The organism is Curtobacterium sp. VKM Ac-1395 (assembly GCF_015350975.1).
Taxonomy (GTDB): domain Bacteria; phylum Actinomycetota; class Actinomycetes; order Actinomycetales; family Microbacteriaceae; genus Curtobacterium.
Genome location: NZ_JADKRX010000004.1, coordinates 1 through 22,543 on the forward strand (window position 1 = coordinate 1; position 22,543 = coordinate 22,543).

Annotated in this window: 23 protein-coding genes and 1 tRNA gene; 10 read left to right on the plus strand and 14 right to left on the minus strand. The window is 70.7% G+C overall.

Annotation, left to right across the window (positions count from 1 at the left end; all coding sequences use genetic code 11):
• Positions 1-569 precede the first annotated feature (569 nt).
• Genes ITJ68_RS11620 through ITJ68_RS11630 form a run of 3 tightly spaced genes read left to right on the plus strand, consistent with a single transcriptional unit; the run spans position 570 to position 2,076 of the window.
• The gene (locus ITJ68_RS11620; protein WP_194661442.1) at positions 570-1,127 is read left to right on the plus strand and encodes an RNA polymerase sigma factor; all 558 of its coding nucleotides are present in this window, start codon (positions 570-572) and stop codon (positions 1,125-1,127) included.
• Positions 1,124-1,705: a hypothetical protein gene (locus ITJ68_RS11625; RefSeq protein ID WP_194661443.1), complete on the plus strand. Its 582-nt coding sequence runs from the start codon at positions 1,124-1,126 to the stop codon at positions 1,703-1,705. Before ITJ68_RS11620 ends, ITJ68_RS11625 begins: the two co-directional genes overlap by 4 nt.
• A 14-nt stretch (positions 1,706-1,719) precedes the next feature.
• Positions 1,720-2,076, plus strand: a complete 357-nt coding sequence (locus ITJ68_RS11630) for a hypothetical protein (protein ID WP_194661444.1) — start codon at positions 1,720-1,722, stop codon at positions 2,074-2,076.
• A gap of 38 nt (positions 2,077-2,114) precedes the next feature.
• Here ITJ68_RS11630 and ITJ68_RS11635 read toward each other — a convergent pair whose 3' ends face one another.
• The 4 genes from ITJ68_RS11635 to ITJ68_RS11650 all read right to left on the minus strand — a co-directional run bounded on the left by ITJ68_RS11635 (position 2,115) and on the right by ITJ68_RS11650 (position 6,400).
• A complete protein-coding gene (locus ITJ68_RS11635) occupies positions 2,115-3,020 on the minus strand; it encodes a carbohydrate ABC transporter permease (protein WP_194661445.1) in 906 nt (301 codons plus the stop codon).
• Entirely contained in the window at positions 3,020-3,919 is a 900-nt protein-coding gene (locus ITJ68_RS11640) for a carbohydrate ABC transporter permease (protein WP_194661446.1), read from the minus strand. The genes ITJ68_RS11635 and ITJ68_RS11640 overlap by 1 nt, the downstream gene beginning before the upstream one ends.
• Positions 3,920-3,923: 4 nt before the next feature.
• Complete coding sequence (locus tag ITJ68_RS11645) at positions 3,924-5,252, minus strand: ABC transporter substrate-binding protein (protein WP_194661447.1); 1,329 nt, start codon at positions 5,250-5,252, stop codon at positions 3,924-3,926.
• A 104-nt stretch (positions 5,253-5,356) separates the two neighbouring features.
• Positions 5,357-6,400 (minus strand): NAD(P)-dependent alcohol dehydrogenase, encoded by a 1,044-nt coding sequence (locus tag ITJ68_RS11650; RefSeq protein ID WP_194661448.1) that lies wholly within the window; start codon positions 6,398-6,400, stop codon positions 5,357-5,359.
• 321 nt (positions 6,401-6,721) lie between these two features.
• Here ITJ68_RS11650 and ITJ68_RS11655 point away from each other — a divergent pair, with 321 nt between their 5' ends.
• From ITJ68_RS11655 to ITJ68_RS11665, 3 genes are read left to right on the plus strand one after another with little or no spacing between them, the layout of a single operon-like run.
• Positions 6,722-7,768 carry a LacI family DNA-binding transcriptional regulator gene (locus ITJ68_RS11655; protein ID WP_194661449.1) on the plus strand — a complete coding sequence of 349 codons (1,047 nt, stop codon included), beginning with the start codon at positions 6,722-6,724 and terminating at the stop codon, positions 7,766-7,768.
• Between the two features lie 54 nt (positions 7,769-7,822).
• Positions 7,823-9,931 (plus strand): hypothetical protein, encoded by a 2,109-nt coding sequence (locus tag ITJ68_RS11660; RefSeq protein ID WP_194661450.1) that lies wholly within the window; start codon positions 7,823-7,825, stop codon positions 9,929-9,931.
• A complete protein-coding gene (locus ITJ68_RS11665) occupies positions 9,924-10,985 on the plus strand; it encodes a class I mannose-6-phosphate isomerase (RefSeq protein ID WP_194661451.1) in 1,062 nt (353 codons plus the stop codon). Before ITJ68_RS11660 ends, ITJ68_RS11665 begins: the two co-directional genes overlap by 8 nt.
• A gap of 61 nt (positions 10,986-11,046) precedes the next feature.
• Here the strand turns inward: ITJ68_RS11665 and ITJ68_RS11670 are convergent.
• A tRNA-Arg gene (locus tag ITJ68_RS11670) sits at positions 11,047-11,121 on the minus strand.
• Between the two features lie 13 nt (positions 11,122-11,134).
• Complete coding sequence (locus ITJ68_RS11675) at positions 11,135-12,259, minus strand: epoxide hydrolase family protein (RefSeq protein WP_194661452.1); 1,125 nt, start codon at positions 12,257-12,259, stop codon at positions 11,135-11,137.
• A 313-nt stretch (positions 12,260-12,572) separates the two neighbouring features.
• On the opposite strand from ITJ68_RS11675, the gene ITJ68_RS11680 reads away from it, so the two are divergent.
• Both ITJ68_RS11680 and ITJ68_RS11685 read left to right on the plus strand, forming a co-directional pair.
• Positions 12,573-13,385, plus strand: a complete 813-nt coding sequence (locus tag ITJ68_RS11680) for a phosphatase PAP2 family protein (protein ID WP_194661453.1) — start codon at positions 12,573-12,575, stop codon at positions 13,383-13,385.
• A gap of 63 nt (positions 13,386-13,448) precedes the next feature.
• Positions 13,449-14,195 (plus strand): ABC transporter permease, encoded by a 747-nt coding sequence (locus tag ITJ68_RS11685; protein ID WP_194661454.1) that lies wholly within the window; start codon positions 13,449-13,451, stop codon positions 14,193-14,195.
• Here the strand turns inward: ITJ68_RS11685 and ITJ68_RS11690 are convergent.
• The 6 genes from ITJ68_RS11690 to ITJ68_RS11715 form a co-directional block, all read right to left on the minus strand.
• Positions 14,167-14,934, minus strand: coding sequence for an FAD:protein FMN transferase (locus tag ITJ68_RS11690; RefSeq protein ID WP_194661455.1), 768 nt, complete (start codon positions 14,932-14,934; stop codon positions 14,167-14,169). The genes ITJ68_RS11685 and ITJ68_RS11690 overlap by 29 nt on opposite strands.
• 4 nt (positions 14,935-14,938) lie before the next feature.
• Positions 14,939-15,442: an FMN-binding protein gene (locus ITJ68_RS11695; protein ID WP_323743301.1), complete on the minus strand. Its 504-nt coding sequence runs from the start codon at positions 15,440-15,442 to the stop codon at positions 14,939-14,941.
• Complete coding sequence (locus tag ITJ68_RS11700; protein WP_194661456.1) at positions 15,439-16,881, minus strand: ferric reductase-like transmembrane domain-containing protein; 1,443 nt, start codon at positions 16,879-16,881, stop codon at positions 15,439-15,441. Before ITJ68_RS11700 ends, ITJ68_RS11695 begins: the two co-directional genes overlap by 4 nt.
• Positions 16,882-17,105: 224 nt before the next feature.
• Positions 17,106-17,600 carry an HNH endonuclease gene (locus ITJ68_RS11705; RefSeq protein ID WP_071273343.1) on the minus strand — a complete coding sequence of 165 codons (495 nt, stop codon included), beginning with the start codon at positions 17,598-17,600 and terminating at the stop codon, positions 17,106-17,108.
• 336 nt (positions 17,601-17,936) lie between these two features.
• Positions 17,937-18,944, minus strand: coding sequence for a C40 family peptidase (locus ITJ68_RS19585; protein WP_194661457.1), 1,008 nt, complete (start codon positions 18,942-18,944; stop codon positions 17,937-17,939).
• A 245-nt stretch (positions 18,945-19,189) separates the two neighbouring features.
• A complete protein-coding gene (locus ITJ68_RS11715; protein ID WP_194630438.1) occupies positions 19,190-19,885 on the minus strand; it encodes a metal-dependent transcriptional regulator in 696 nt (231 codons plus the stop codon).
• A 104-nt stretch (positions 19,886-19,989) separates the two neighbouring features.
• On the opposite strand from ITJ68_RS11715, the gene serC reads away from it, so the two are divergent.
• Positions 19,990-21,108, plus strand: coding sequence for a phosphoserine transaminase (gene serC / locus ITJ68_RS11720; RefSeq protein WP_194661458.1), 1,119 nt, complete (start codon positions 19,990-19,992; stop codon positions 21,106-21,108).
• Positions 21,109-21,214: 106 nt separating this feature from the next.
• Here serC and ITJ68_RS11725 read toward each other — a convergent pair whose 3' ends face one another.
• Both ITJ68_RS11725 and ITJ68_RS11730 read right to left on the minus strand, forming a co-directional pair.
• Complete coding sequence (locus ITJ68_RS11725) at positions 21,215-21,805, minus strand: DUF3027 domain-containing protein (protein WP_194661459.1); 591 nt, start codon at positions 21,803-21,805, stop codon at positions 21,215-21,217.
• Complete coding sequence (locus tag ITJ68_RS11730; protein ID WP_194661460.1) at positions 21,802-22,179, minus strand: cold-shock protein; 378 nt, start codon at positions 22,177-22,179, stop codon at positions 21,802-21,804. Before ITJ68_RS11730 ends, ITJ68_RS11725 begins: the two co-directional genes overlap by 4 nt.
• A gap of 51 nt (positions 22,180-22,230) precedes the next feature.
• Between ITJ68_RS11730 and ITJ68_RS11735 the strand changes: the two genes are divergently transcribed.
• Positions 22,231-22,533, plus strand: coding sequence for a hypothetical protein (locus ITJ68_RS11735; protein WP_071273360.1), 303 nt, complete (start codon positions 22,231-22,233; stop codon positions 22,531-22,533).
• The last annotated feature ends 10 nt before the right edge of the window (positions 22,534-22,543 follow it).

The following is a 22,543-nucleotide window of genomic DNA, read 5'->3' on the forward strand; positions in this document are numbered from 1 at the left end:
CACCAGTTCCCCCTCGAAGCCTTCCAAGAAGCCCTCGACCTCGTCGGCGACTCCGCCGGCGCCTCCGTCAAGGTCTCCATCATTCCCTCGATGACCAGCTGACCCCGCTCATCCCGAGGCCCCCGACTCCGGGCGGTGGTGGTCGTCCCGCCACCGCCCGGTGCTGTCCCCGTGACGCGCGTTGCTCGGCGCTGCGCTGCGCGGTGCTGCGTCGCGCGTCAGAGGTCGCGGAGCCGCCGCCCGGACGCCCGGTCGTTCCACTCGGTGCGCTCGGTCCCGCGCGCCGAGTGGTGCTGGCCGTCGTGCCCCGTCGGCAGGTCGCAGTGCCAGCGGTCGAACGTCGACGGACACGCCCGGGTCGCTGACGCGCGCGTCTCGGCTGATGGTGCTCGGTCCTGCATGGTGCCCTTCGGTCGTCCCCCTCCATACAGACGTACGGACCACGGGTTTCGTCACGGATCGCATGCCACGACCCTTCCCGACGACCAGTCACCAGCGCTGAGGTGCATGCTCATGTCGAGGAACATCGCCCGAGCAGCCGGGAACGAGACCCGCGACCGGAGGTGCCGATGAACGACGACGTCTCGCTCGTCGACGCCGAGGACGCCACCCTCGTCGTCCGGGCTGCCGACGGCGACGTCCGCGCGTTCGAGGTCCTCGCCCGCCGCCACGGTCCCCTGCTGCGGGTCTTCGCCGCGAAGATGCTCCGCTCGAACGACGAGTCCGACGACGTCGTGCAGGAGTCGTTCCTGATCGGGTGGCGGCAGCTGAGCGACCTCGAGACCCCCGCGCGCTTCCGCCCGTGGATGATGCAGATCGTCACGCGGAAGGCCCTCGACCGCATCCGGTCACGGCGACACCACGACGACGTCGACACGGTCGACCCGCCCGCCCACGCCGTCCACTCGCCGGAGCGTATCGTCGAGGCGCGGCTGCAGCTCGATGCCGTGTGGCAGGCGCTGGACACGCTCCCCGATGACCAGCGCCGGTGCTGGTTGCTGCGAGAGGCATCCGGCTACAGCTACCAGGAGATCGCCGAGGCACTCGAGCTGCCGGTCTCGACGGTCCGCGGGCTCCTCGCCCGCGCACGACGGTTCTTGCTCCAGGAGATGGAGGCGTGGCGATGACGAACGACGACGCTGCCATGCCCGAGGACGACCTCGTCGACGGCCACACGATGGAGGAGCTCGGCGCCTACCTCGACCGCGACCGGACCCCCCGCGACCCGAGCATCGAGGGCTCCCCCGCCTGCCGCCTGGCGCTCTCCGGCATGCAGCGCCTCCGTGAGCTCTCGTGGGACGCGATGCAGCACCGCGCGGAGGACGACCCCGACCGGGACTCCGCCTGGATCAGCGGCCTGCTCGACACCATCCGCAACGAGGTCCGCTCCGGTCGGGACGTCCCCGTGGAGCACCCGGACCCCCGGCTCCGCCTGACCATGACCGAGGCCTCGGTCCGCGGGCTCGTCCGTCGCGCCGGCGACACCATGGGCGGTGTCGTGATGGGTCGCTGCACCCTCCACGGCGACGTCACCGAGCCCGGCACGCCGATCCGGGTCGAGGTGACGGCGAGCATCGCGTACGGCCTGGCCGCCGACGTCACGGCTGACCGACTGCGGGCCCGCATCGCCGAGGTGCTCGGTCGGCACACCGAGATCGTCATCGACCGTATCGACGTCGTGTTCGACGACGTCCACGTCCCGTGACCGAGGAGCCGAGGGTGCACGACGACCAGGAACTCTCCCGACGCCTCACCGCGCTGATCCGCTCGACCCCCGGCGTCGACGAGGTCTACCCGGCGCAGCCGATCCTCGAGGCCGCCGCCGATGCGGTCGCCGTGAAGCTCGCGCTCCGGCAGCCGGACGTGCTGGTGGACATCGACCGCGACCACGGCTCGATGACCGTCACCGCCGGCATCGCGGCGAACGACACCCGCCCGGCGCCGGACACCGTCCGCGCGGTCGGCGAGCGCATCCGCGACGCCTTGGCCCAGCGGCACGCCGACGGCGCCGAGGCCCGCGAACCGGACCTGATCACGGTCACGATCCGGTTGGTCGAGGGCCTCGACGCCAGCTGACGGTCAGACGCGCGTCGACCCGTCCGTTCTCGGTGGGGTCACTTGCCGGCCCCGGCGGTGAGGCCGGCGACGAGCTGACGGCGGGCGAGCAGGTAGAGCACCAGGAGCGGCAGTGCCGACAGGACGACGGCGGCGAGCGTCGCCGGCACGTTGACGCTGAACTGTCCCTGGAAGTTCCACAGTGCGAGCGGGAGCACCCGGCGGTCGTCGCTCTGGGTGAGCACCAGCGGCAGGAGGAACCCGTTCCACACCTGGAGCGCGTCGTAGATCGCCACGGTCGCGATCGAGGACCGCGACAGCGGCAGGACGAGGCGCCAGAAGACCTGCCACTGGCCGGCACCGTCCACACGCATCGCCTCGAACAGCTCGCCCGGGATGTCCCGGATGAAGTTGACCAGGATCAGCACGGTGATCGGGATCGCGAAGGCGATGGACGGCAGGATGATCGCCGGGAGCGTGTCGTACAGCCCGACCCGACCGAGGATGAAGAACAGCGGGATGATCGTGGCCTGCAGCGGGATCGCCAGTCCGAGCAGGAAGAGCGAGTACGTGCTCCGGACCACCCACCGGCGCGAGCGGACGATCGCGTACGCCGCCAGCAGGCACACCATGGTCGTGACGACGACCGTGGACAGCGTGACCACGACGCTGTTGAGGAAGTACGTGCCGAAGCCGCTCTGCAGCACCAGCAGGTAGCTGTCGAACGTGGCGTCGGTCGGCGGCGCGAGCGGGTTCCGCGTGTAGTACGAGCCCTGCGCCGTCAGGCTCGTGACGAGCACGTAGTAGATCGGCAGCAGGACCACGGCGAGCCAGATCCACGCGGCGACACCGCCGACGACGTTGGGCCGCTGCCCCTGGCGACGCCGGCGCGGTCGCCGTCGTTCGGTGTCCGGCCGAGGGCCGTTCGGGTCGGTCGACCGCTCGTCGAGGGTTGCCGTTGACATCAGGCGCCTTCCTGCTCACTGGACATGCGGTTGAAGCCGCTGAAGCGGGTCAACGCGAGGGCGATCACCAGGCCGATGACGACGAGGACCACCGCGAGGACACTCGCACCACCGAGGTCGCTGGCCGAGAACCCGGTCAGGTACATGTCGAGCGGGAGGATCCGCGTCGCGTACCCGGGGCCGCCCTGGGTCAGCACGTAGACGATGTCGAAGTACGTCAGCGAGCCGACGATCATCAGCGTCGACGACGTGATCACGGTGTTCTTCAGCTGCGGCAGCGTGATGCTGAAGAACTGGCGCACGCGTCCGGCACCGTCGATCTCCGAGGCCTCGTAGAGCGACGCCGGGATCTGGCGGGCGCCGGCCTGGTAGAGCAGCGAGTGGAACGGGATGAACTGCCAGGCGATGACGAAGATCACCACGTAGAGCGCCGTCGCCGGGTTGCCGAGCCAGTCCCGGGCGAGTGCCGGGATGTCGAACGCGTGACCGACGCCGTAGTTCGGGTCGAGCAGCGCCTTGTAGGCGATCGCGATCGCTGCCGACGACAGGATCAGCGGCAGGAAGTAGAGCGCGGCGAGGAGTGCGCGGTAGCGCTGCTTCCCGGAGACGAACACGCCGACCAGGATGCTCATCGGCGTCTGGATCACCCAGGACACGACGATGACCTGCAGCGTGAGCCAGAGGGCGTGGTACGTGAGGGGGTCGCCGAGCTCACGCACCCAGTTGCTGACCCCGTTGAACACCGGATCGGTGAGGCCGTTCCACGACGTGAAGCTCAGGCCGAGCGCGATCACCAGGGGGATGATCGCGAAGGCGAGGAACAACACGAGTGCGGGGACGACGAACCAGCTGCTGGGTGCGGAGGCGTCCATGACGACCCCACCGTTCCGTGTCTTCATGCGATCACTTGCCGATGGTCTTGTTCATGGCGTCCGAGAACTGCTTCGGTGTCGAGGAGCCGTTGAAGAGCAGGTCGAGCTGCGTCCAGAACTCGGTGGACGCGGCGGGGCTCAGCGCGAGGTCCCACGACTGCTGGAACGACGGCGCGTCCGTGATCATCTGTTCGACCTGCTTGGAGAAGTCGCCCTTGAGCTTGGGCGCGACGCCCTGCACCGGCGGGATCTGCCCCTGGTCGATCATCGTCTTCACGTAGGAGTCGTTCCAGACGTTCGACGTGACGTAGTCCAGCGCGGCCTTGGTCTGCTTCGGCGACGCCTTCGAGGACACCGACCAGTAGACGGACGGGTTGCCGGCGATGGACTTCGGGTCGCCCTTGCCGCCCTCGACGGCGGGGAACGGAGCGATCTCGAGCTTGCCGTCCTTGACGAAGTCCTTGTCGATGCCGCTGATGCCCGAGTACGCCCACGTGCCCTGCAGGAGGAAGCCCGCACGACCCGTCACCATGAGCGCCAGGTCCGCGTTCGTGTCGGCGGACACCGAGGCGTAGCCGTTGGCGTACCCGCCGGCCTTGATGAGCTGCTGGATCATCGTCGTGGCCTTGATGACCGCGGGGTCGGACCAGGCGTCCGGCTTGCCGTCGAGGATGGCCTGGAACGGCTGCGGTCCACCGATCCGGTCGACGAGGTACTCGATCCACATCAGGTACGGCCACTTGCTCTGTCCACCGAGGGAGATCGGTGCCTGCCCGGCTGCCTTGAGCTTCTTCACGTCGGTGAGCAGGTCGTCCCAGGTCGCCGGCGCTTCGCTGATGCCGGCCTTCGCGAGCACGTCCTTGTTCATGTACAGCACGACCGGCGCCGTGGACGAGGCCGGGATCGCGTAGGTCTTGCCGTCGATCTTCCCGGTGTCCGCGATCGAGGGGACGATCTTGTCGGTGAAGTCCTTCTCACCGGCGAGGTCCTTGCTGATGTCCTTGACCAGCCCGGCCTTGACGTACGACTTCAGCGTGCCGCCGCCCCAGTTGTAGACGAGCGTCGGGGCCTGGGGTGAGTTCACCGCAGTCCGGATCTTGTCCTTGAAGTCGTTCGTCCCGAAGTAGTCGGCCGTGATCTCCTGCTCGGGGTGGGACTTGTTCCACTCCGCGATCGACGGCTGGATGTTCGGCTTGTCCGCCGTGGTCGACCAGGCGCTGATCGCGCCGTTCGACGCGGCGCCGCCACCGGCGCTGCAGGCGGCGAGGGCGATGGTCACGCCGACGGCGACCACCGCGGCGGCAGCACGCGTCTTCACGCGACCGCGGGCGATCTTCCGCGACGATGCGGGGATCTTCATGGTGTGCTCCTTCTGGAGGCTCGGGTTGGTGGTGCAGGGTCGGTGACGGCTCGGAGCCTGGTCACGTCAGGGGACGCCGCATGGCTCGGCCACGCGGGTCGGGCTCACGCAGTGCGCTGCCCCGGGAGGACGACGGCCTTCAGGGTCGCCGGCTGCGTCGCTGCGGCGAGCGCGGCTTCGACCTCGTCGAGGCCGAACCGACCCGTGACGAGCGCGTCGACGTCGACCCGCCCCGACTCGATGAGCCGGATCGCGGTGGGCCAGGTGTTCGCGTAGCGGAAGACCCCGGTCACGACGAGCTCGCGGTTCTGGATGCGGGACACGGGCAGACGCAGGTCGTCCGCCCCCATGCCGACGAGGACGACGGTCCCCGCGGGTGCGACCGCGTGGATGCCGGCGCGGACGGCGGGTTCGGCGCCGGAGGCGTCGATGAAGGCGTCGACCTCGTAGCCGGCTTCAGCGATGTCGGTGGCCATCGGGTCGACGACGTCCGTCGCTCCGAACCGCAGGGCGACCGCTCGGCGCTCGGCCACCGGGTCGCTGACGATGATGCGGGTGGCGCCGAAGGCACGGGCGACCTGCGCGGCGACGATGCCGATGGGACCGGCGCCGGCGATGAGCACGGTGGAGCCCGGGGCGGTGCCGGCCTTCTGGTTCGCCCAGATGCCGACACTCAGCGGTTCGCACAGCGCAGCCGCCTCGATCGACATCGAGTCCGGGATCGGGTGGGCGTAGTCGGCCTGGATGGCGGCGTACTCCGCGAAGGCGCCGTCGACCGGCGGGGTCGCGTAGAACTCCATGGACGTGCACAGGTTGTAGCGCCCGTGCTTGCACTGGTCGCAGTGTCGGCAGGCACGCTGCGGTTCGATCGAGACCCGCTCACCGATCCGGTCGTCAGGGACGTCCGCGCCGACGGCGACGACCGTCCCCGCGGACTCGTGCCCGAGGACGAGCGGCTGCTCCACCACGAAGGAGCCGATGCGTCCCTCGTGGAAGTAGTGCACGTCCGATCCGCAGACGCCGACGGCCTCGATGCGCACGAGCACCTGGTCGGCTTCGAGGGTCGGCACCTGGACCTGCTCGAGACGGACGTCGCCCACCCCGTGCAGCACGCTGGCCTGCATCGTTGCTCCGGTTGTTGCGTTCATGGCGTTCTCCCTGGCCGCGTCGTCGTGGCCGTCGCTGCTTGCGGATCGAGCGTCCGAAAGTGGTAACGGTTCCAACTCTGCGCACTGCTCCAGCGTGATGTCAAGTCTGTCCGCAGTAGAACGCTCCGTTTTCGGCCAGGGGCGGCGCAGAATTGACACGGATGCAGCGCACGTCTATGGTCCAGAACCTGGAACCGTTTCCAATTGTATTCCGCGGAACCGTCGTCCGCCCGGTGACGGGGCGCCCATCGGAGACATCCCCACGACAGATCGGCCATCCTCGACGGATGGCCTCCACACGGAGACCGGGAGGAGGAGCCCATGACCGACTCGAACCCGCGGCGCAAACCCGTGAACGCGACAATGCGCGAGGTCGCCGAGGCCGCCGGCGTGGGCATGGGCACCGTGTCCCGGGTCTTCTCCAACGAGGGCGCGGTCTCCGCGACGACCCGGGCGAAGGTGGAGGCCGCGGCCGCGCGGTTGCACTACCGCCCGAGCGCGCTCGCCCGGGGCCTGAAGCGACAGTCCACGAACAACGTCGGGCTGATCGTGACCGACATCTCGAACAACTTCTACGGCGAGTTCGCGCAGGGGGTGCTCGCCAGCGCCAAGGAACTCGGACGTCACGTCATCCTCTGCGCCTCCGGGGAGGACCCCGCGACCGAGCGCGAGTACGTCGACCTGCTCGTCGAACAACGCGTCGACGGCATCATCGCCTTCCCGACCGGGGCCAACCTCGACGCCTGGGACACGGCCCGCCGGATCGGCATCAACGTCCTGTTCGCCGACCGCGCCGTCGCCGGGGTCGATGTGCCGTCCATCCTCGTCGACAACCTCGGTGGCGCCCGACGGCTGACGGAGTACCTCCTCGCGCTCGGCCACGAGCGCATCGGGTACCTCGGTGGCCCGTCCGAGTTGACCACCGGCAGCCAGCGCGAGGCCGGCTACCGACTCGCGCACGAGCAGGCCGGCGTCCCGGTCCACGACGAGCTCGTGGTCCGCACCCGGTTCACCCGCGACACCGCCTACGCGAGCGCCACCCGGCTGCTCAACTCCGCGGTGCCGCCGACGGCGCTCCTCGCCGCCAACAACATCCTCGGAGAAGCAGCACTGGGCGCGATCCGCGACCGGGGCCTCCGCGTGCCGGACGACATGTCGATGGTGATGTTCGACGACGTGCCGTGGGCACGCCTGGTCGACCCGCCGATCACCGTCGCCGCGCAGCCCGCGTACGCGATGGGGGTCTCGGCCGCACGGATGGTCCTGACCGAGGGCGCTGGCGCGTCGTCGCAGACCGTCCCCGTCGAGGTCGTCATCCGCCGCAGCGCTGCACCGAGGCACATCGACTCTCCCGTACCCGGGAGCTGATCAGCGGGCGATCCCGCAGGACATCCCACGATGCAGTGGGAGGAAGAGTGAGCAATGGAACGCGGCATCTACTTCGACGGTTGGTACCCGAACGAGCACAACTACCACCCGAGCATGCCGCCACGTCGACTGACGATGGCGGACGACTTCGTCGAGATGGGCGGGACCGTCCTCGTGTGGGCCGGACTCGGTGGCGGCGTCATCAGCCTGCCGTACCTCGAGGACGAGGCCTTCGGCGTCGTGCCGCAGCGCTTCCGCCAGCACGGCTACGTGAACGAGTCCGAGTTCATCGCCTATGCGAAGCAGCACGGCATCGACCTCTTCGGCATCGTCTTCGAGGCACAGGCGTGGGAGTTCCCGGCCGAGGTCGAGGACGGGGTCGTCCTCGCGCAGAACCAGCTCCGCGGCGTCGGCGAGGTCACCACGGTCGGCCTCCGCGAGTTCTCCACCGACACCGGCCCGGCCGACTGGAAGCCCTTCCGGCACTACTTCCCGGACGGCCTCGTGAACAGCGACGGCGACCAGGTGACCGACCTGTGGGAAGAGGTCGTCTCCCGCGACCTCGAGGGCCGACCGCTCCACGCCCACTGGGTCGAGGTCGACGGCAAGGGCCAGTCCTGCTACCTCGCCGACCGGAACAACCCGGTGTGGCGCGAGTACCTCAAGGCGATCATCCGCATCCAGATCGACGCCGGGGCGCCCGGCGTGCAGCTCGACGAGACCGACGTCCCGCTCCTCGCGCTCCGCTACGGGGGCTGCTACTGCAAGGACTGCGTCAAGGGGTTCCGCTCGTACCTGCAGACGCTCGACACCGTCCCGGACGAACTCGTCGGCGTCGACCTCGGCAGCTTCGACTACCGGCAGTGGCTCCTCGACCAGGGCCACCGCACGGGGACGGCACCGCAGACCTACCCGCTCTACGCCGAGTACTGCCGGTTCCTGCAGATCGCGATCACCGAGACGTTCCACGAGGTCGCGTCCTACGTGAAGGAGTACGCGGCGGAGCAGGACAGGACGGTGCGCGTCGCGGGCAACTTCTACGACGTCGCCCCGTTCTACGAGGCGATGGTCGACGACGTGGACGTGCTCGTCACGGAGATGCGCGAGACCAAGTACCAGCAGCCCTGGTACTACCGCCACGGCGTGGGCATGGCCAAGGGCCGACCGCTGGTCGCCGTGGAGAACCCGTACGGCGGCGTCACCGCCGAGCTCCTCGCCGAGGTCAAGCGCGGCCGCGCCCACGACCTGTTCCGACTGTCGATCCTCGAGGCGAACGCGATGGGGGCGAACATGTCGCTGCCCTACGGCTCGTGGCTCGGGACCGAGGTGAAGGACTCGTACTGGGTCCCGAAGGAGCTCGCCGTCGCGACCGGGCAGACCCTCGTCGCCCTCGACCCCGTCACCACCAACGTGTCGGCGCACTCCGTCGCGGTGGTCTACTCCGTCCCGAGCGTGATGCGCGCGATGATGGATTCGGACATGTTCAGCGACGACGGCCGCTGGTTCGAGCCGGCGGAGGCCCCGGACGCCCGTCCGGAGTCGTACTGGGACACCATCGAGCTGCTGAGCCGCTCGGGCCGGACCTTCGACGCGATCGTCCTGCCCGACGAGGGGCTGCGTGCCGACACCACGGACGCCGACACCTTCGCCGCGTACGCCACGGTGATCGTGCCCGACGCGTGGGACATCAGCCAGCGCCAGCACCGAGCCCTCGTCGACCACCTCGACCGCGGCGGCCGGGTCGTCGTCGTCGGTGCCTACGGCACGGAGCTCGCCGACGGTGCCGCACAGGAGCTCCTCGCCCATGCCGGCACCACCCACGTCGAGACGACCGACGCCGTCCTCGAGCACACCCCGCGCGACGTCCTCGGTGCCTTCACGGAGCACACGGCCGTGAGCGTGCACCGGCTCGAGGACGGGTCCCGCGCCGTGCACGTGGTGAACTTCGACCACGACGCCGACGCCGACCGCGTCACGCCGCTCACCGACTTCGCCCTCGGGCTGCCGGGCGACGACGGGACGGCGGGGACCGCCCCGACCAACGCCACCCTGCACCGCCCCGGCACCGCGCCCGAGCAGCTCCCCGTCACCCTCGACGCCGACGGCGTGCCGTGGGTGACCATCCCGACCATCGACCTCTACGCGGCGGTGCACCTTGCCTGACCACACTGCGGACCCCCGACACCCCTGGGCAGCCGCGCCGATCCTCCTGGGCCCGAACCAACCCGCGCACCGGCCGTACCTCGGCGGTGCCGGCATCGCGGCGTTCCGCGGGACGCCGTGGACGGGTGCCGACCCGCACACCCCGGAGGACTTCGTCGGCTCCACCACGTCGGTCCACGGCTCCGCGACGGTCGGCCTGACCGTCCTGGAGCCCGGCCTGACGCTCAAGGAGGCCGTCGCCGCCGACCCCGAGGGGTTCCTCGGCCCGGACCACGTGGCGACGTACGGCGCGGACCCGATGCTGCTCGTCAAGCTCCTCGACACCGGCGAGCGCCTGTTCGTGCACCTGCACCCGTCGGACGACTTCGCCGTGGCGCACCTCGACGAGCGCCGCGGCAAGACCGAGGCGTGGGCGATCGTCGCGGTCGCCGAGGGCGTCGACGCGTACGCCGCGGTCGGCTTCACCCGCGAGGTCTCGACCGAGGAGGCGACCGCCTGGTTCGACGGGCAGGACGTCGACGGGATGCTCGCGGCCATGCACCGGGTCCCGCTCACGGTGGGGAGCACCCTGCTCGTCCCGGCGGGGGTCCCGCACGCCATCGGCCCGGGCATCACCCTGGTCGAGCTGCAGCAACCGACCGACCTGTCGATCCTGCTCGAGCACCAGGGCTACGGCGACCTGACGGTCGAGGACGCCACGCTCGGGCTCGACCTGTCGACGGCGCTCGGGGCGCTCGACCGTCGGCGCTGGGACCCCCGGGACGTCGAGGCGCTCGCGGTCGGACCCCGCCCCGTCCGACCGTCGACCGTGCAGCTGTTCCCGTCCGCTGCCGACCGGTTCTTCCGTGCCGAGCGGATCACCGTCACCGGGGTCGTCCCGCTCGACGCCGCGTACGGCATCGTCATCGTGCTCGACGGGGCGCTCCGGATCAGCCACCGCGAGGGGGCCCTGGACGTCACTGCGGGCGACACGGTCCTGGTGCCGTTCGGCATCGGCCCGGTCGAGCTCGACGGCTCGGGCACGATCATCCGCGCGATGCCGCCAGCACCCTGACCGCGGACGAGCGGGCCCTGCTGCACGACCGGCAGGGGCCCGCTCGACGGCGGGGAGCATCTGGTGCCCCTGGAGGGACTCGAACCCCCAACCATTTCCTTAGGACGGAACTGCTCTTCCATTGAGCTACAGAGGCCGGCCCCTCCACTCTAGCGGGACCCGACCTGGGACCCGAGCCCCCGGTACGGCTCCAGGAACGCGGTCAGCTCCGCCACGTACGACTCCGGCTGCTCGACCGGCGCGAAGTGCCCTCCCCGCCCGGGTTCGGAGCGGTACACGAGGTTCGTCGTCCGCTCGAGCCACTCCCGCGGTGCCGTCACGAGGTCGCCCGGGTACAGCGAGAACCCCGACGGCGTCTCGACCCGGCGGGCCATCTGCTCGGGCGGGACAGCGGCGTTCGCGTGGTACATCCGCATCGCCGAGCCGATCGTGCCGGTGGCCCAGTACTCGGTGACGAGCGCCAGGACCTGGTCCCGCGTGTACACCGACCACAGGTCCCCGTCGCAGTCGCTCCACGACCGGAGCTTCTCGACGATCCACGCCAGCAGCCCCGAGGGCGAGTCGTTCAGGCCCACCGCGACGGTCTGCGGCTTGGTCCGGTGCAGCATCGCGTAGGCGCCCTCGGTGTCGCGCCACCGCGTGGTGGCCTGCACGAAGTCCTGCTCGGCGGGTGACAGCGACGCAACGTCGATGCCGGGCCAGGGCAGCCCGCCGTCGATGCGGTGGACGGCCACGACCCGGTCCGGGTGGTCGAGTGCCAGGTACCGGACGACGTGCGTGCCGATGTCCCCGCCGGCGACCGCGAAGCGCTCGTACCCGAGCTCCGTCATGAGCGGCGCCCAGAGCGCGGCGACCTGGCGGGCATCGAGTGGCGTCGCCGGCACGTCCGAGAACCCGTACCCGGGCATGTCCGGCACGATGACGTCGAACCCGGCAGCGGTCAGCAGCGGCAGGACGGTCCGGTAGCGCCACGACGAGTCCGGCCAGCCGTGCGCGAGCAGCAACGGCAGCCCGTCGCCCGCGTCCGCTCGCTGGTGCAGCACGTTGATGCCCAGCCCGTCGACCTGCACCACACGGCTCGGCAGCGCGGCGAGCGCGTCCCGGTGCGCGCCGAAGTCGAAGCCGTCCGCCCAGTACGTCGCCAGGTCACGGACCTCGTCCACGTCGACGCCGAGCGACCACCCGGTGCCCTGCGGTGCGTCCGGCCAGCGGGTGGCGCGCAGCCGCGCCCGCAGGTCGTCGATGGTCGCGTCGTCGATCCACATCCGGGTCATGCCCGCACGCTACGCACATCCGCCGACACCACTCCCGCCGGTCGCGACCGCCCACCCGTCGTCGGGATCGGGCGAGCCCGACTTCCTCCCGCGCCGTGACGGATCCGGTTCGGGAAACACGGGCGGAGACGTCCGGATCCGTCATCGCGGAGAACGAGAACAGCCGTACCCGCGCAACACGGTCGTCCCCGTCCATGGTCGACGACACGGCAGCGGCCGCCGACACAGCCAGCGACCGCCGGGCACGACCACCCACCAGACGGGAGGCTCCCCACCGGCCCGCCCCGAGCCTCCCGTCCGGCAGACTGACGCCATGACCGACGCAGGCGCCACGCCCCCGACCGGCACGACGCCCCACGACCGGCAGATCGGCCGGCGGGACCTCACCGAGTGGCGCTCCCACGCCGGTCAGCGGCTGGCGTCCCGGCACCAGGGGCTCGCGCAGCGGATCGGTGCGCGCCGAGCGCTCGTCGCGACCCTCGCCGTCGGCGGTGGCATCGCCGTCGCAGCCACTGCCGGCGCCGCGTACATCTACGACGGCGTGACCGGCCGCGACGGGATCGAGAGCCTCGACGGGCCGGCCCTGGCGCGGGCGAAGACGCTCCGCTCCCCCGCCGTCAACGGTGCCGCGGCCGCGATCGCCCACGTGTTGGGCCCGGTCGCGATGCCGGTGCTGACCATCGGGTCGGCGGTGGCGTTCGCCGTCCGGGACCGCCGCGCGAGCCCGGTGACCCTGCTCGTCGCCGCGGGTGCCGGGTCGCTCGCGATGACCCTGCTCGGCAAGGACCTCATCAAGCGCAACCGACCGCACCGCCGCGACGCGATCCCGCCGTTCGAGAAGTCGCCGTCGTTCCCGTCCGGGCACACTCTCAACACGACGACGATCCTCGGCGTGCTCGCCTACCTGCTGGCGCTCCGGCAGGAACGGAACGGCCCGCAGGTCGCCCTCGTCGGCGCAGCGGTCGGCACGACCGTGACGGTCGGGCTGTCCCGGGTGCTGCTCGGCGCGCACTGGTTCACGGACGTCGCCGTCGGCTGGGTGACCGGCGCCGGCTGGCTGTCGATGATCATCACCAGCCACCGCCTGTACCTCAGCACGCAGGACGACGACACCGTCGCCGAGTGACCCGGCACGTCCCCGGGGTGGTTCGCGACACCGGCCGGTGCGCCCGCCCGTAGGCTCCAGGACGTGACCGTCGAGGAGCTCCTGCACACCGTCGCCGGAGTCCTGGCACTCGTCGCGATCGCCTCGCTCACGCTGGTCCTCGCCCGGGCAGCGGACCCCTGGGCTCCGGCCCTGGCGATCCTCCGCGGCGCGCTGCAGCTCGCCGCGATCAGCCTGGTGCTCAGCGGGGTCATCCGGTCGCCCCTGCTCATCGCCCTCGCGCTGACCGTGATGTTCAGCGTCGCGGCCATCACGGCCGCCAGACGGCTCGGACCTGTCAGGGCGGCGATCGTGCCGGTCGCGGTGACCATGGCCGCCGGGATCCTGGTCAGCTGCGCCGTGGTGTTCGGCACCGGAGCGCTGACCCTGTCCCCGCGGTACGCGCTCGCGATCGGCGGGATCGTGATCGGCAACGCGATGACGATCGCGAGCGTGGCTGGACGCCGCTTCCACGAACTCGTCGACGACCGCTGGGAGGAGGTCGAGGGCTGGTTCGCCCTCGGCGCCGCGCCCCGCCGTGCGACCGAACAGCTGGTCCGCCGAGCCGTGACGGCCGCGCTCGTCCCCACCGTCGACCAGACGAAGACCACGGGCCTCGTCACGTTGCCCGGCGCTTTCGTCGGCGCGGTCTTCGGCGGGGTCTCACCGCTCGAGGCAGGCCGGTTCCAGATCGTCGTCCTCGCCGCGATCATGACCACTGGCAGCATCACCGCCGTCCTGTTGACCCGGTGGCTCGCTCCCGTCACGACCCGGCCGGTGCCCGCCCGTTGAGTCGACCCGACACGAGCGGTGGGGTCCGTCGTGCTTCGACGAGGTCACCGCTGGTGGTGACGGCGACCACGCGGACGTCCCACCGCTCGACCGCCTCGAGCAGGACGCTCCGACCGCCGGCCAGGACGGCGGTCGCGAGGACGTCGACCTCGACGAGGTCGCTGCCGATGACGGTGACCTGCCGGTACTCGCTCGTCGCGTCGGTCCGCCAGACGTGCTCACCACGGTGGCTGGTCCCCGACGTCGCGACCGCTCGTGCGCTGCCGTCGAGTGCGACGGTGGTGAGCAGTCGTGCTGGATCGTCCGGGTGGCTGATGCCGACTCTCCAGGGCGTCGCCGGTGAACCGCCCGCGGTCAGCACGTCGCCACCGGCGTTGCAGCACCACCGTTCGATGTCGGCACCGACGAGCACGGCGCCGGCGGCTTCGATCGCCGCTGCCTTCACGATCCCCGCGAGGTCCACGGTGCCGTCCCGCCGGTGCGGGTCGAAGGCGCCAGCAGTGGCGTTCCGCCACCGGACCGCCTCGGCGTACCAGTGCTTGTGCTCGGCGGACGCGCGGGTCAGCGGGAGGCGCCCGTCGGCGATGCGGGACGCCGGCGAGTCCGGACGGTACCGGCTGAACTCGGTGTCGAACGCCGTGAACCGGGCCTCGACGTCGGCGAGCACGTCGCTGCCGGGATCGGCGCCATCGATCCGCAGCGACACCACGGTCCCCATCGTCCTGAACACGTGGTCCACCGCGTCAACGTGCCTGGTCGAGCGCCGACTGGAGCGACTGGAGGTAGCCCTCGGACGTGTACGTCGCGCCGGAGACGGTGTCGATCTCGGCGGACTGCGCGGACAGGGCCTCCTGTCGGAGCACCGGTGCCGCCTGCGCGCTGATCTGCACGGACCGGCCGTCACGGTCCGTGAGCTGCAGCGGAGTCACGTCGGTGATCTTCCCGCCGGCGACGGTGACCTGCACCTGCACGTTCCCGAACTGGGTGGCCGCGGCGGTCCCGGTGTACGTGCCGTCCTTCAGGGCACCGCTGGTCGAACTCGACCCGGTCCCGGTCCCGGTCCCGGTCCCTGTACCGGTCCCGCTCCCGGTTCCGCTCTCGGTCCCGCCCGCCGTTCCCCCGGCGTCCGACGTGCCCGTCCCGCCCGCGGCGGAGACGGCGTCGCGGTGCACGACCGCGGACTCCACGCCCACACTGAGGATGCCGATCGAGACCAGGACCCCGCCGATGACGATGCGTGCCCTCACCAGTCGAACCGCTCTCGGTGCAGGTGCGTCGCCGGGAGTCCGGCACGGAGGGCGTCCTGCTCGACCAGGTCGCTCCACCGTCCGGGCCCGCAGACGTACAGGTCTGACTGGCGCAGGTCCGGGAACACCGACGCCGCCGAGACGCCGCGCGCGGTGTCCGAGCTCGAGAGCCACCCACCCGTGCCGCTCCCCCGCGGCCCGATGCTCGTGAACACGCGGTACCCACGCGCCTGCGCCAGGTCGATCACCTCCTGCCACAGGGACGTCTCGCGTGGCGATCGCCCGCGCAGCAGGACGGTGACGGCTCCGGCGGGAGCGTCGAGGTGCTCCAGGAACGCCCGGACGGGCGTGACTCCGATCCCGGACGCGGCGACGGCCACCCGCGTCGACGTGCGCACCCGGTCCGTGAACACCCCGTACGGGCCAGCGAACGAGACCCGGGTCCCCGGCTGGAGACTCCCGAGCTGGGCGCTGCCGCGACCGAGCGCCCGGACGGTGACCCGCATGCCGTCGGCGGTCGGCGCGGCGGACAGGGAGATCGGGTGCGCGTGCCACCAGGTCGCACCGGTCCAGAACCGCCACATGAAGAACTGGCCGCCGCGCGCCTGCAACTCCGTCAGGGCTCGACCGCGCAGGTACAGGGAGACCACGTCCGCACCGATCCGCTCGACCCCGACGACGACGACGCGGTGCCGCAGGGACCTGACCATCGGCAGCCCGAACCGGAACACGGCGACGGAGGCGAAGGCGACGACGTACAGCACCACCCAGTACACGCGCTCCCAGCTGCCCTGCGCCAGCACCTGTCCCTGGGAGAGCTGGTGCGGGATCGCGAGGCCGACCGCGACGTAGGAGAGCAGGTGGACGCCGTGCCACACCTCGTACGGGAGCACCTTCCGGACAGCGACGACGGACGTCCAGACGACCGCGACGAACCCGGCCAGGGCGAGGACCGCCAGCAGGACGTCGGACGTGCTCCACAACGCGACGGCCTCTGCGACGACGTTCTCGTGCGACTCGACCGCGTAGCCGACGACGAGCAGTCCGGCGTGGGTGAGGAGCAGGTACAGCGCAGGCCTGCCGAGCTTGCCGTGCTGCACCATCGCCGCGTCGTGCCCGACGAGACGGTCGATGAACGGGACGCGAGCGGCGAGGACGAGCATCACGAGGACCAGGTCGGTCCCGACCATGCCGGCCACGATGCCCGCAGCCACGAGGACCTGTCCGACACCGGAGAGGTCGACCGGTCCAGCGCTCAACCAGAGCGTGACCGCCATCGCTGCCGAGCCCCAGACCGCGACGCCGAGCACGTCGACGGCGGCCTGTCGGCGTCGAGCCCGGCCACGCAGTTCCGGCTCGGACAGCATGCGCTGCCGGTAGCTGCTCTCGGGACCGGTCGGTGGCGTCACCACCGACCGTCGGTTCGTCGTCGTGCTCATCCGTCAGTCCTGACGCTGGGCGGCTGGACCGGCCGTCGGACCACTCTTGGTCGGGTGGTGACCCCATTGACGGTCAGGCATCTGTGGACGCACTGTGGTCCGGCAATGGGTCCGCTGACCGCCCGCCGATCCGGTAGATCGACCCGGCACGGCGTCCAGGGGGACCGCGTTCCGGACGGGAGGCTCGTGGCGGCCTGACACCGGGCCTCCCGTCCGCAGCGTGGCTACGCGGCCACCAGGTACTCGTCCCAGTCCGGCTCCGTGCGCTCCATCCCGCGGACCACCCAGCTCGACCCGTGCGGGGCCTTCGGGCGGAACCGCAGGTTCCAGCCCATCTCCCGCGGGGTGCGGTCGCCCTTGGCGTTGTTGCACGCCAGGCAGCAGGCGACGAGGTTCTCCCACGAGTCCGCACCGCCGCGCGACTTCGGCTGGACGTGGTCGATCGTGGTTGCGTGCCGGTCGCAGTAGGCGCAGCGGTTCGCGTCACGCCGCAGGACCCCGCGCCGCGACACCGGCACGAGCCTGGCGTGCGGGATGCGCACGTACCGGGTGAGGATGATGACGGACGGACGGTCGTAGCTCGAGGTCGACCCGGTGACCGGGTGCTCGACGTCGGCGGCGACGATGGCGGCCTTCTGGTTCATGACCAGCACGAGGGCCCGCCGGAACGAGATGACCGCGAGGGGCTCGTAACCGGCGTTGAGGACGAGAGTGCGCATGGGTTCCCTTCCGACGTGCCTGGACGGCTTCCAGGCGATGCGGGGCTACGGATCGAACGGCGTCGGACGAGTGGCCACGACCGGGGCCCGGAACGAAGAAGAGCACCGCCCGCAGGGGCAGTGCTCTCGGTCATCCCAGGGCGTGCAGGTGCACGCGGGTCGTGGTCGACCGTATGTCCACGAGCGCGCGCCGACCCATGGTGCGGGTCGTGCGTGCCGTTGACATGAGGTCTCCAGTCCAGGCCGTGTCGGGCCGATGCGCTCAGGCTAAACCAGAAACCGGCCCAGCACGAGGAGTGCTGGACCGGTTCACGGAACGTTCAGGGCGAGCGCGGGTCAGACCCCGAAGCGGACGATGTGGTACTCGCTCGTCCAGATCGGTCGGATCGACACGGCACCGCCGGGCTTGGGGGCGTCCATGATCATGCCGTTGCCCATGTAGAAGCCGTCGTGGGCCTCGCTGTTGAAGATGACCACGTCACCGGGCTGGGCCTCGGACGTGGGGATCGTCGTGCCGGCAGCGTCCTGCAGCGGCACCGAGTGCGCCAGGTTGATGCCGTACTGGGCGTACACGAACATGACGTAGCCCGAGCAGTCGAAGCCGGCCGGGGTGGCGCCGCCGAAGACGTACGGGGTGCCGATGTACTGCTTCGCGGTGGCGACCACGGCGGGCAGCGAGAACGGGGTGTTCGCGGCCGGGGCGGCAGCGGCGGCGGGGACAGCTGCGGCGGCCGTGCCCGCGGTCGTGCCCGCAGTGGTGCTGGTCTTCGACGACGCGAGGTAGTCGGTCGCCGTCGGACCGGTGTACGACGCGTACTGCTTCGCGGCGGCGGCGCGGGCGGCTTCGACGTCGGCGGCGTGCTTGCGGGCGTCGAGCGTCGCGGTCGACGTGGCGGAGAAGCCGTCGCGGCTGGTGTCGGCCAGGACCGCGGCGTCGGAGACCGTCAGCTGCTGGCTCTCGGTGGTGCGGACCGCCTGCTGTGCGGCCGCGGCGTCCGACGCTCCGGTCTGCTGCGTGGCGGCGAAGGCGGCGGGGACGGCCATCGTGCCGAACATGCCGGCGGCGACGGCGAGCACGACCGGGGCCATGAACTTGCGCTTGCGCGAGCTCGCCGTCGGCTTCGCCTGGGTCGAGGCGACGGCGGTCGGACGCACGAGCGGCGCACTGCGGACCGGGGTCACGGCGCGACGGCGGGTGGGGGTCTCGGCGGCACGGGCTGCACGCCGGGTCAGCGGTGCGTCGGCCGCGTCGAGGTGGCCGGTGTTCGGGAGGCCTGCGTTGGTGGGGACTGCGTTCGTCGGGTTCGTGGACATGTCGTCCGCGGCGGAACCGGTCTGCGTCAAGGGTGTGGTCTCCGGCGTCTCGTCATCACCCGCACGGGTTCGGGCTCGTACGTGCGCAACCCCATCCGTTCGTCATCGTCTCCGATCGAGGCAGGAGACGGGTTCGAGAGACGTCCTGCCACGGGTCCCCAGATCGGCATCAGCCCGGGGACTCGTCGAGTGTACGGGGACGCCGTTACCTTGTCGAGACGAAAACGCCCTTTGGTAACAGATCGGTGACGAAGCCCTGGTCAGAGGGCAGAACGTCACGCAGCGTCGATGTAGACGTGCTGGGCGACCTCGGACGGCAGCTCGATGCCGGCGTCCTCGCCCTCGACGCGCACGGACACGTACGCTCCGGCGCGCTGCACGCTGGCGAGCCGACCGGGCATGACCCCGGCGGAGCGCAGCTGGTGCAGGAGCTCGGGCTCGAACTGGACGGGCTCGCCGAGTCGACGGATGACCCCGGTGGCCACGGCGTCGGTGCCCTCTGTTGCGGCGACGATGTTGCGGACGCCGTCGAGGAACCCGCCGGCGTCCGGCCCGCCGATCTCGGCCAGGCCGGGGATCGGGTTGCCGTACGGCGACTCGGTCGGGTTGCCGAGCATCTCGAGCAGGCGGACCTCGACCTGCTCGCTCATCACGTGCTCCCACCGGCAGGCCTCGTCGTGGACGAATGCCCAGTCGAGTCCGATGACGTCAGCGAGCAGGCGCTCCGCGAGACGGTGCTTGCGCATGACGTGGGTGGCGCGGGAGCGGCCCTCGTCAGTGAGTTCGAGGTGTCGGTCGCCGGAGACCACGACGAGTCCGTCGCGCTCCATCCGGGCGATGGTCTGCGAGACCGTGGGACCGGAGTGCCCGAGCCGTTCGGAGATGCGCGCACGCAGCGGCACGATCCCCTCTTCTTCGAGGTCGAGGATCGTCCGGAGGTACATCTCCGTGGTGTCGACGAGATCGGTCACGGATCCGCCTCTCCTGTCAGAACTGAGCGGGACCCACACTACTTCCTCGGGCTGACAAGCAACGACGGGGCGGGCGGCGGACGACCCGTCGGTAGGATCGGCCCATGGCAGACATCGTCATCCCGGCCGAATTCCTCCCGACCGACGGACGCTTCGGCTGCGGCCCGTCGAAGATCCGCGGTGCCCAGCTCGAGTCCCTCGTGACACGCGGCGCGACGATCCTCGGGACGTCCCACCGCCAGAAGCCCGTGAAGGACCTCGTCGGCTCCGTGCGCGAGGGCCTCGCCACCATGTTCGACCTGCCCGACGGCTACGAGGTCGTCCTCGGCAACGGCGGGTCGACCGCGTTCTGGGACGCCGCCGCGTTCGGCCTGATCGAGCAGCGCGCCGAGAACCTGTCCTTCGGTGAGTTCGGGTCGAAGTTCGCCAAGGCCGCAGCGGCCCCGTGGCTCCAGGCCCCGCACGTCGTCGAGGCCCCGGGCGGTTCGCGTTCCGAGCTCGAGATCGTCGAGGGCGTCGACGTCTACGCCTACCCGCACAACGAGACCTCGACCGGTGTCATGGCGCCCGTCGTCCGCGCCCAGGGCGACCCGGGCGCGCTGACCGTCGTCGACGCCACGAGCGCCGCGGGCGGGGTGTCCTTCGACGCCAGCGCCACGGACGTCTACTACTTCGCGCCGCAGAAGAACTTCGCGTCCGACGGCGGGCTCTGGCTCGCGCTGTTCTCCCCCGCGGCCATCGAGCGCGTCGCCCGCATCGCCGCGTCCGACCGGTACATCCCGGAGTTCCTCTCGCTGCAGAACGCGGTCGACAACTCCCGGCTGAACCAGACGCTCAACACCCCGGCGTTGACCACGCTGCTGCTCCTCGAGGACCAGATCTCGTGGATCAACGGCTCCGGCGGTCTAGCGTGGGCGGACACCCGGACGAAGACCTCGTCCTCGACGCTGTACGACTGGGCCGAGTCGGTCGACTGGGCGTCGCCGTTCGTGTCCGACCCGTCGCACCGCTCGCAGGTCGTCGCCACGATCGACCTCGACGACAGCATCGACGCCGCCGCCGTGGCCGCGGTGCTCCGCCAGAACGGCATCGTCGACACCGAGCCGTACCGGAAGCTCGGGCGCAACCAACTCCGCGTCGCGACCTTCACGGCGATCGACCCCGACGACGTGCAGCAGCTCGTCCGGGCGATCACCTACGTGGTCGGCGCCCTGGCGGACTGACCCGAGACACCCCTGCACCGGGAAACGGACACGGCACCACGGAGATCCGTGGTGCCGTGTCCGTTTCCCGGCGCAGTGCGTGCAGTGCGTGCGGTGCGCCGGCGTCTCAGCGCTGTTCGTCGAGCTCGTCGACGTCGACGAGCTCGATCTCGTCGTCGTCCGACTCGGCGAGGTCGTCCTCGTCGTCGTCGAAGTCGTCGTCGTCATCGTCGTCCGACTCGTCGTCATCCGACTCGTCGTCGTCCGACTCGTCGTCGTCCGACTCGTCGTCATCCGACTCGTCGTCGTCCGACTCGTCAGCGTCGTCGAAGTCCTCGTCCGACTCGTCGTCGTCATCGGAGTCGTCGTCATCGGAGTCCTCGTCATCGACGTCGGCCTCGTCGACGCCCTCCTGCGCCGCGCGGTAGTCGGCGAGCCGCTCCGACCACGGCACCCACTCGGGCGCGAGCAGCGAGCCGTCGCCCGGCATCAGCTCGACCTCGAGCACGGAGGGGTCCTCGCCCTCGACGTGCGCGACGCTGACGGTCCAGCGCCAGCCCGGGTAGCCCGCCATGCGGTTGGCGAACAGCACGGAGACGACCCCGTCGCCCTCGTCGGTGGTGCCCGCGAAGGACCCGACGGTCGACTCCTCGGTGACCTCGAGCAGGGCCGTGCGCGCGAGAGCGGTCAGGTCGGTGTGGTCGGTCGTCATGGTCATGCGTCCAATTGGTCTGCGACGTGCCGCAGGATCGCGGCGATGCGTGTGCCGTTCTTCGGGTAGCGACCGTGGTGCAGGTCACCGCTGATCCGGTCGAGCTCCTTCACGAGGTCCTCGACGATGACGGCCATGTCGTCCGCCGAGCGGCGGGACATCTTCGCCAGCGACGGCTTCGGGTCGAGCAGCCGCACGGAGAGGGCCTGGGACCCCTTGTTGCCCTGCACGACGCCGTACTCGAGTCGTGCACCGGCCTTGACGGTGGTCGTGCCGTCGGGCAGGGACGAGGCATGCAGGAAGACGTTGTCACCATCGTCGCCGGTGATGAACCCGAACCCCTTCTGGTCGTCGTAGAACTTGACCTTGCCGGTGGGCATGCGCGGAACTCCTCGATAGGTGGGCGGCCGTGGTGCGGATATCCTGGGTGGATGGCCAAGCCGACCCGATCACCCGGGGACACGCGGAACATCGCGGAACCCCCGGCGACGTTCAATCGTACCGAACGCACGCTCGCGTTCATGATCGGCGGCATCGTCCTCTTCACGATCGTCTGCTTCGCGGTGATGATCATCGGCTGGCTGACGCTCAAGGAGATCCCCGGCGACGGCATCTGGCCGGTCGCCCTGGGCGTGCTCTACTTCGGACCGCCCATCGCGATGGTCCTGATCTTCGCGCTCCTGGCGGTCACCTGGACCCGCAAGGCCCGCTCCCACAAGAACGAGGTCCGCTGACGTCCGCTCC

Excerpts from the sequence above, each read along its gene's own strand:
- ITJ68_RS11700 (WP_194661456.1), bottom strand. The coding sequence starts at position 16,881 with ATGAGCACGACGACGAACCGACGGTCGGTGGTGACGCCACCGACCGGT.
- ITJ68_RS11730 (WP_194661460.1), bottom strand. The coding sequence starts at position 22,179 with ATGCCCACCGGCAAGGTCAAGTTCTACGACGACCAGAAGGGGTTCGGG.
- ITJ68_RS11680 (WP_194661453.1), top strand. The coding sequence starts at position 12,573 with ATGACCGACGCAGGCGCCACGCCCCCGACCGGCACGACGCCCCACGAC.
- ITJ68_RS11620 (WP_194661442.1), top strand. The coding sequence starts at position 570 with ATGAACGACGACGTCTCGCTCGTCGACGCCGAGGACGCCACCCTCGTC.
- ITJ68_RS11725 (WP_194661459.1), bottom strand. The coding sequence starts at position 21,805 with ATGACCATGACGACCGACCACACCGACCTGACCGCTCTCGCGCGCACG.
- ITJ68_RS11650 (WP_194661448.1), bottom strand. The coding sequence starts at position 6,400 with ATGAACGCAACAACCGGAGCAACGATGCAGGCCAGCGTGCTGCACGGG.
- ITJ68_RS11640 (WP_194661446.1), bottom strand. The coding sequence starts at position 3,919 with ATGAAGACACGGAACGGTGGGGTCGTCATGGACGCCTCCGCACCCAGC.
- ITJ68_RS11625 (WP_194661443.1), top strand. The coding sequence starts at position 1,124 with ATGACGAACGACGACGCTGCCATGCCCGAGGACGACCTCGTCGACGGC.
- ITJ68_RS11675 (WP_194661452.1), bottom strand. The coding sequence starts at position 12,259 with ATGACCCGGATGTGGATCGACGACGCGACCATCGACGACCTGCGGGCG.
- ITJ68_RS11735 (WP_071273360.1), top strand. The coding sequence starts at position 22,231 with ATGGCCAAGCCGACCCGATCACCCGGGGACACGCGGAACATCGCGGAA.
- ITJ68_RS11655 (WP_194661449.1), top strand. The coding sequence starts at position 6,722 with ATGACCGACTCGAACCCGCGGCGCAAACCCGTGAACGCGACAATGCGC.
- ITJ68_RS11635 (WP_194661445.1), bottom strand. The coding sequence starts at position 3,020 with ATGTCAACGGCAACCCTCGACGAGCGGTCGACCGACCCGAACGGCCCT.
- ITJ68_RS11645 (WP_194661447.1), bottom strand. The coding sequence starts at position 5,252 with ATGAAGATCCCCGCATCGTCGCGGAAGATCGCCCGCGGTCGCGTGAAG.
- ITJ68_RS11705 (WP_071273343.1), bottom strand. The coding sequence starts at position 17,600 with ATGCGCACTCTCGTCCTCAACGCCGGTTACGAGCCCCTCGCGGTCATC.
- serC (WP_194661458.1), top strand. The coding sequence starts at position 19,990 with ATGGCAGACATCGTCATCCCGGCCGAATTCCTCCCGACCGACGGACGC.
- ITJ68_RS11660 (WP_194661450.1), top strand. The coding sequence starts at position 7,823 with ATGGAACGCGGCATCTACTTCGACGGTTGGTACCCGAACGAGCACAAC.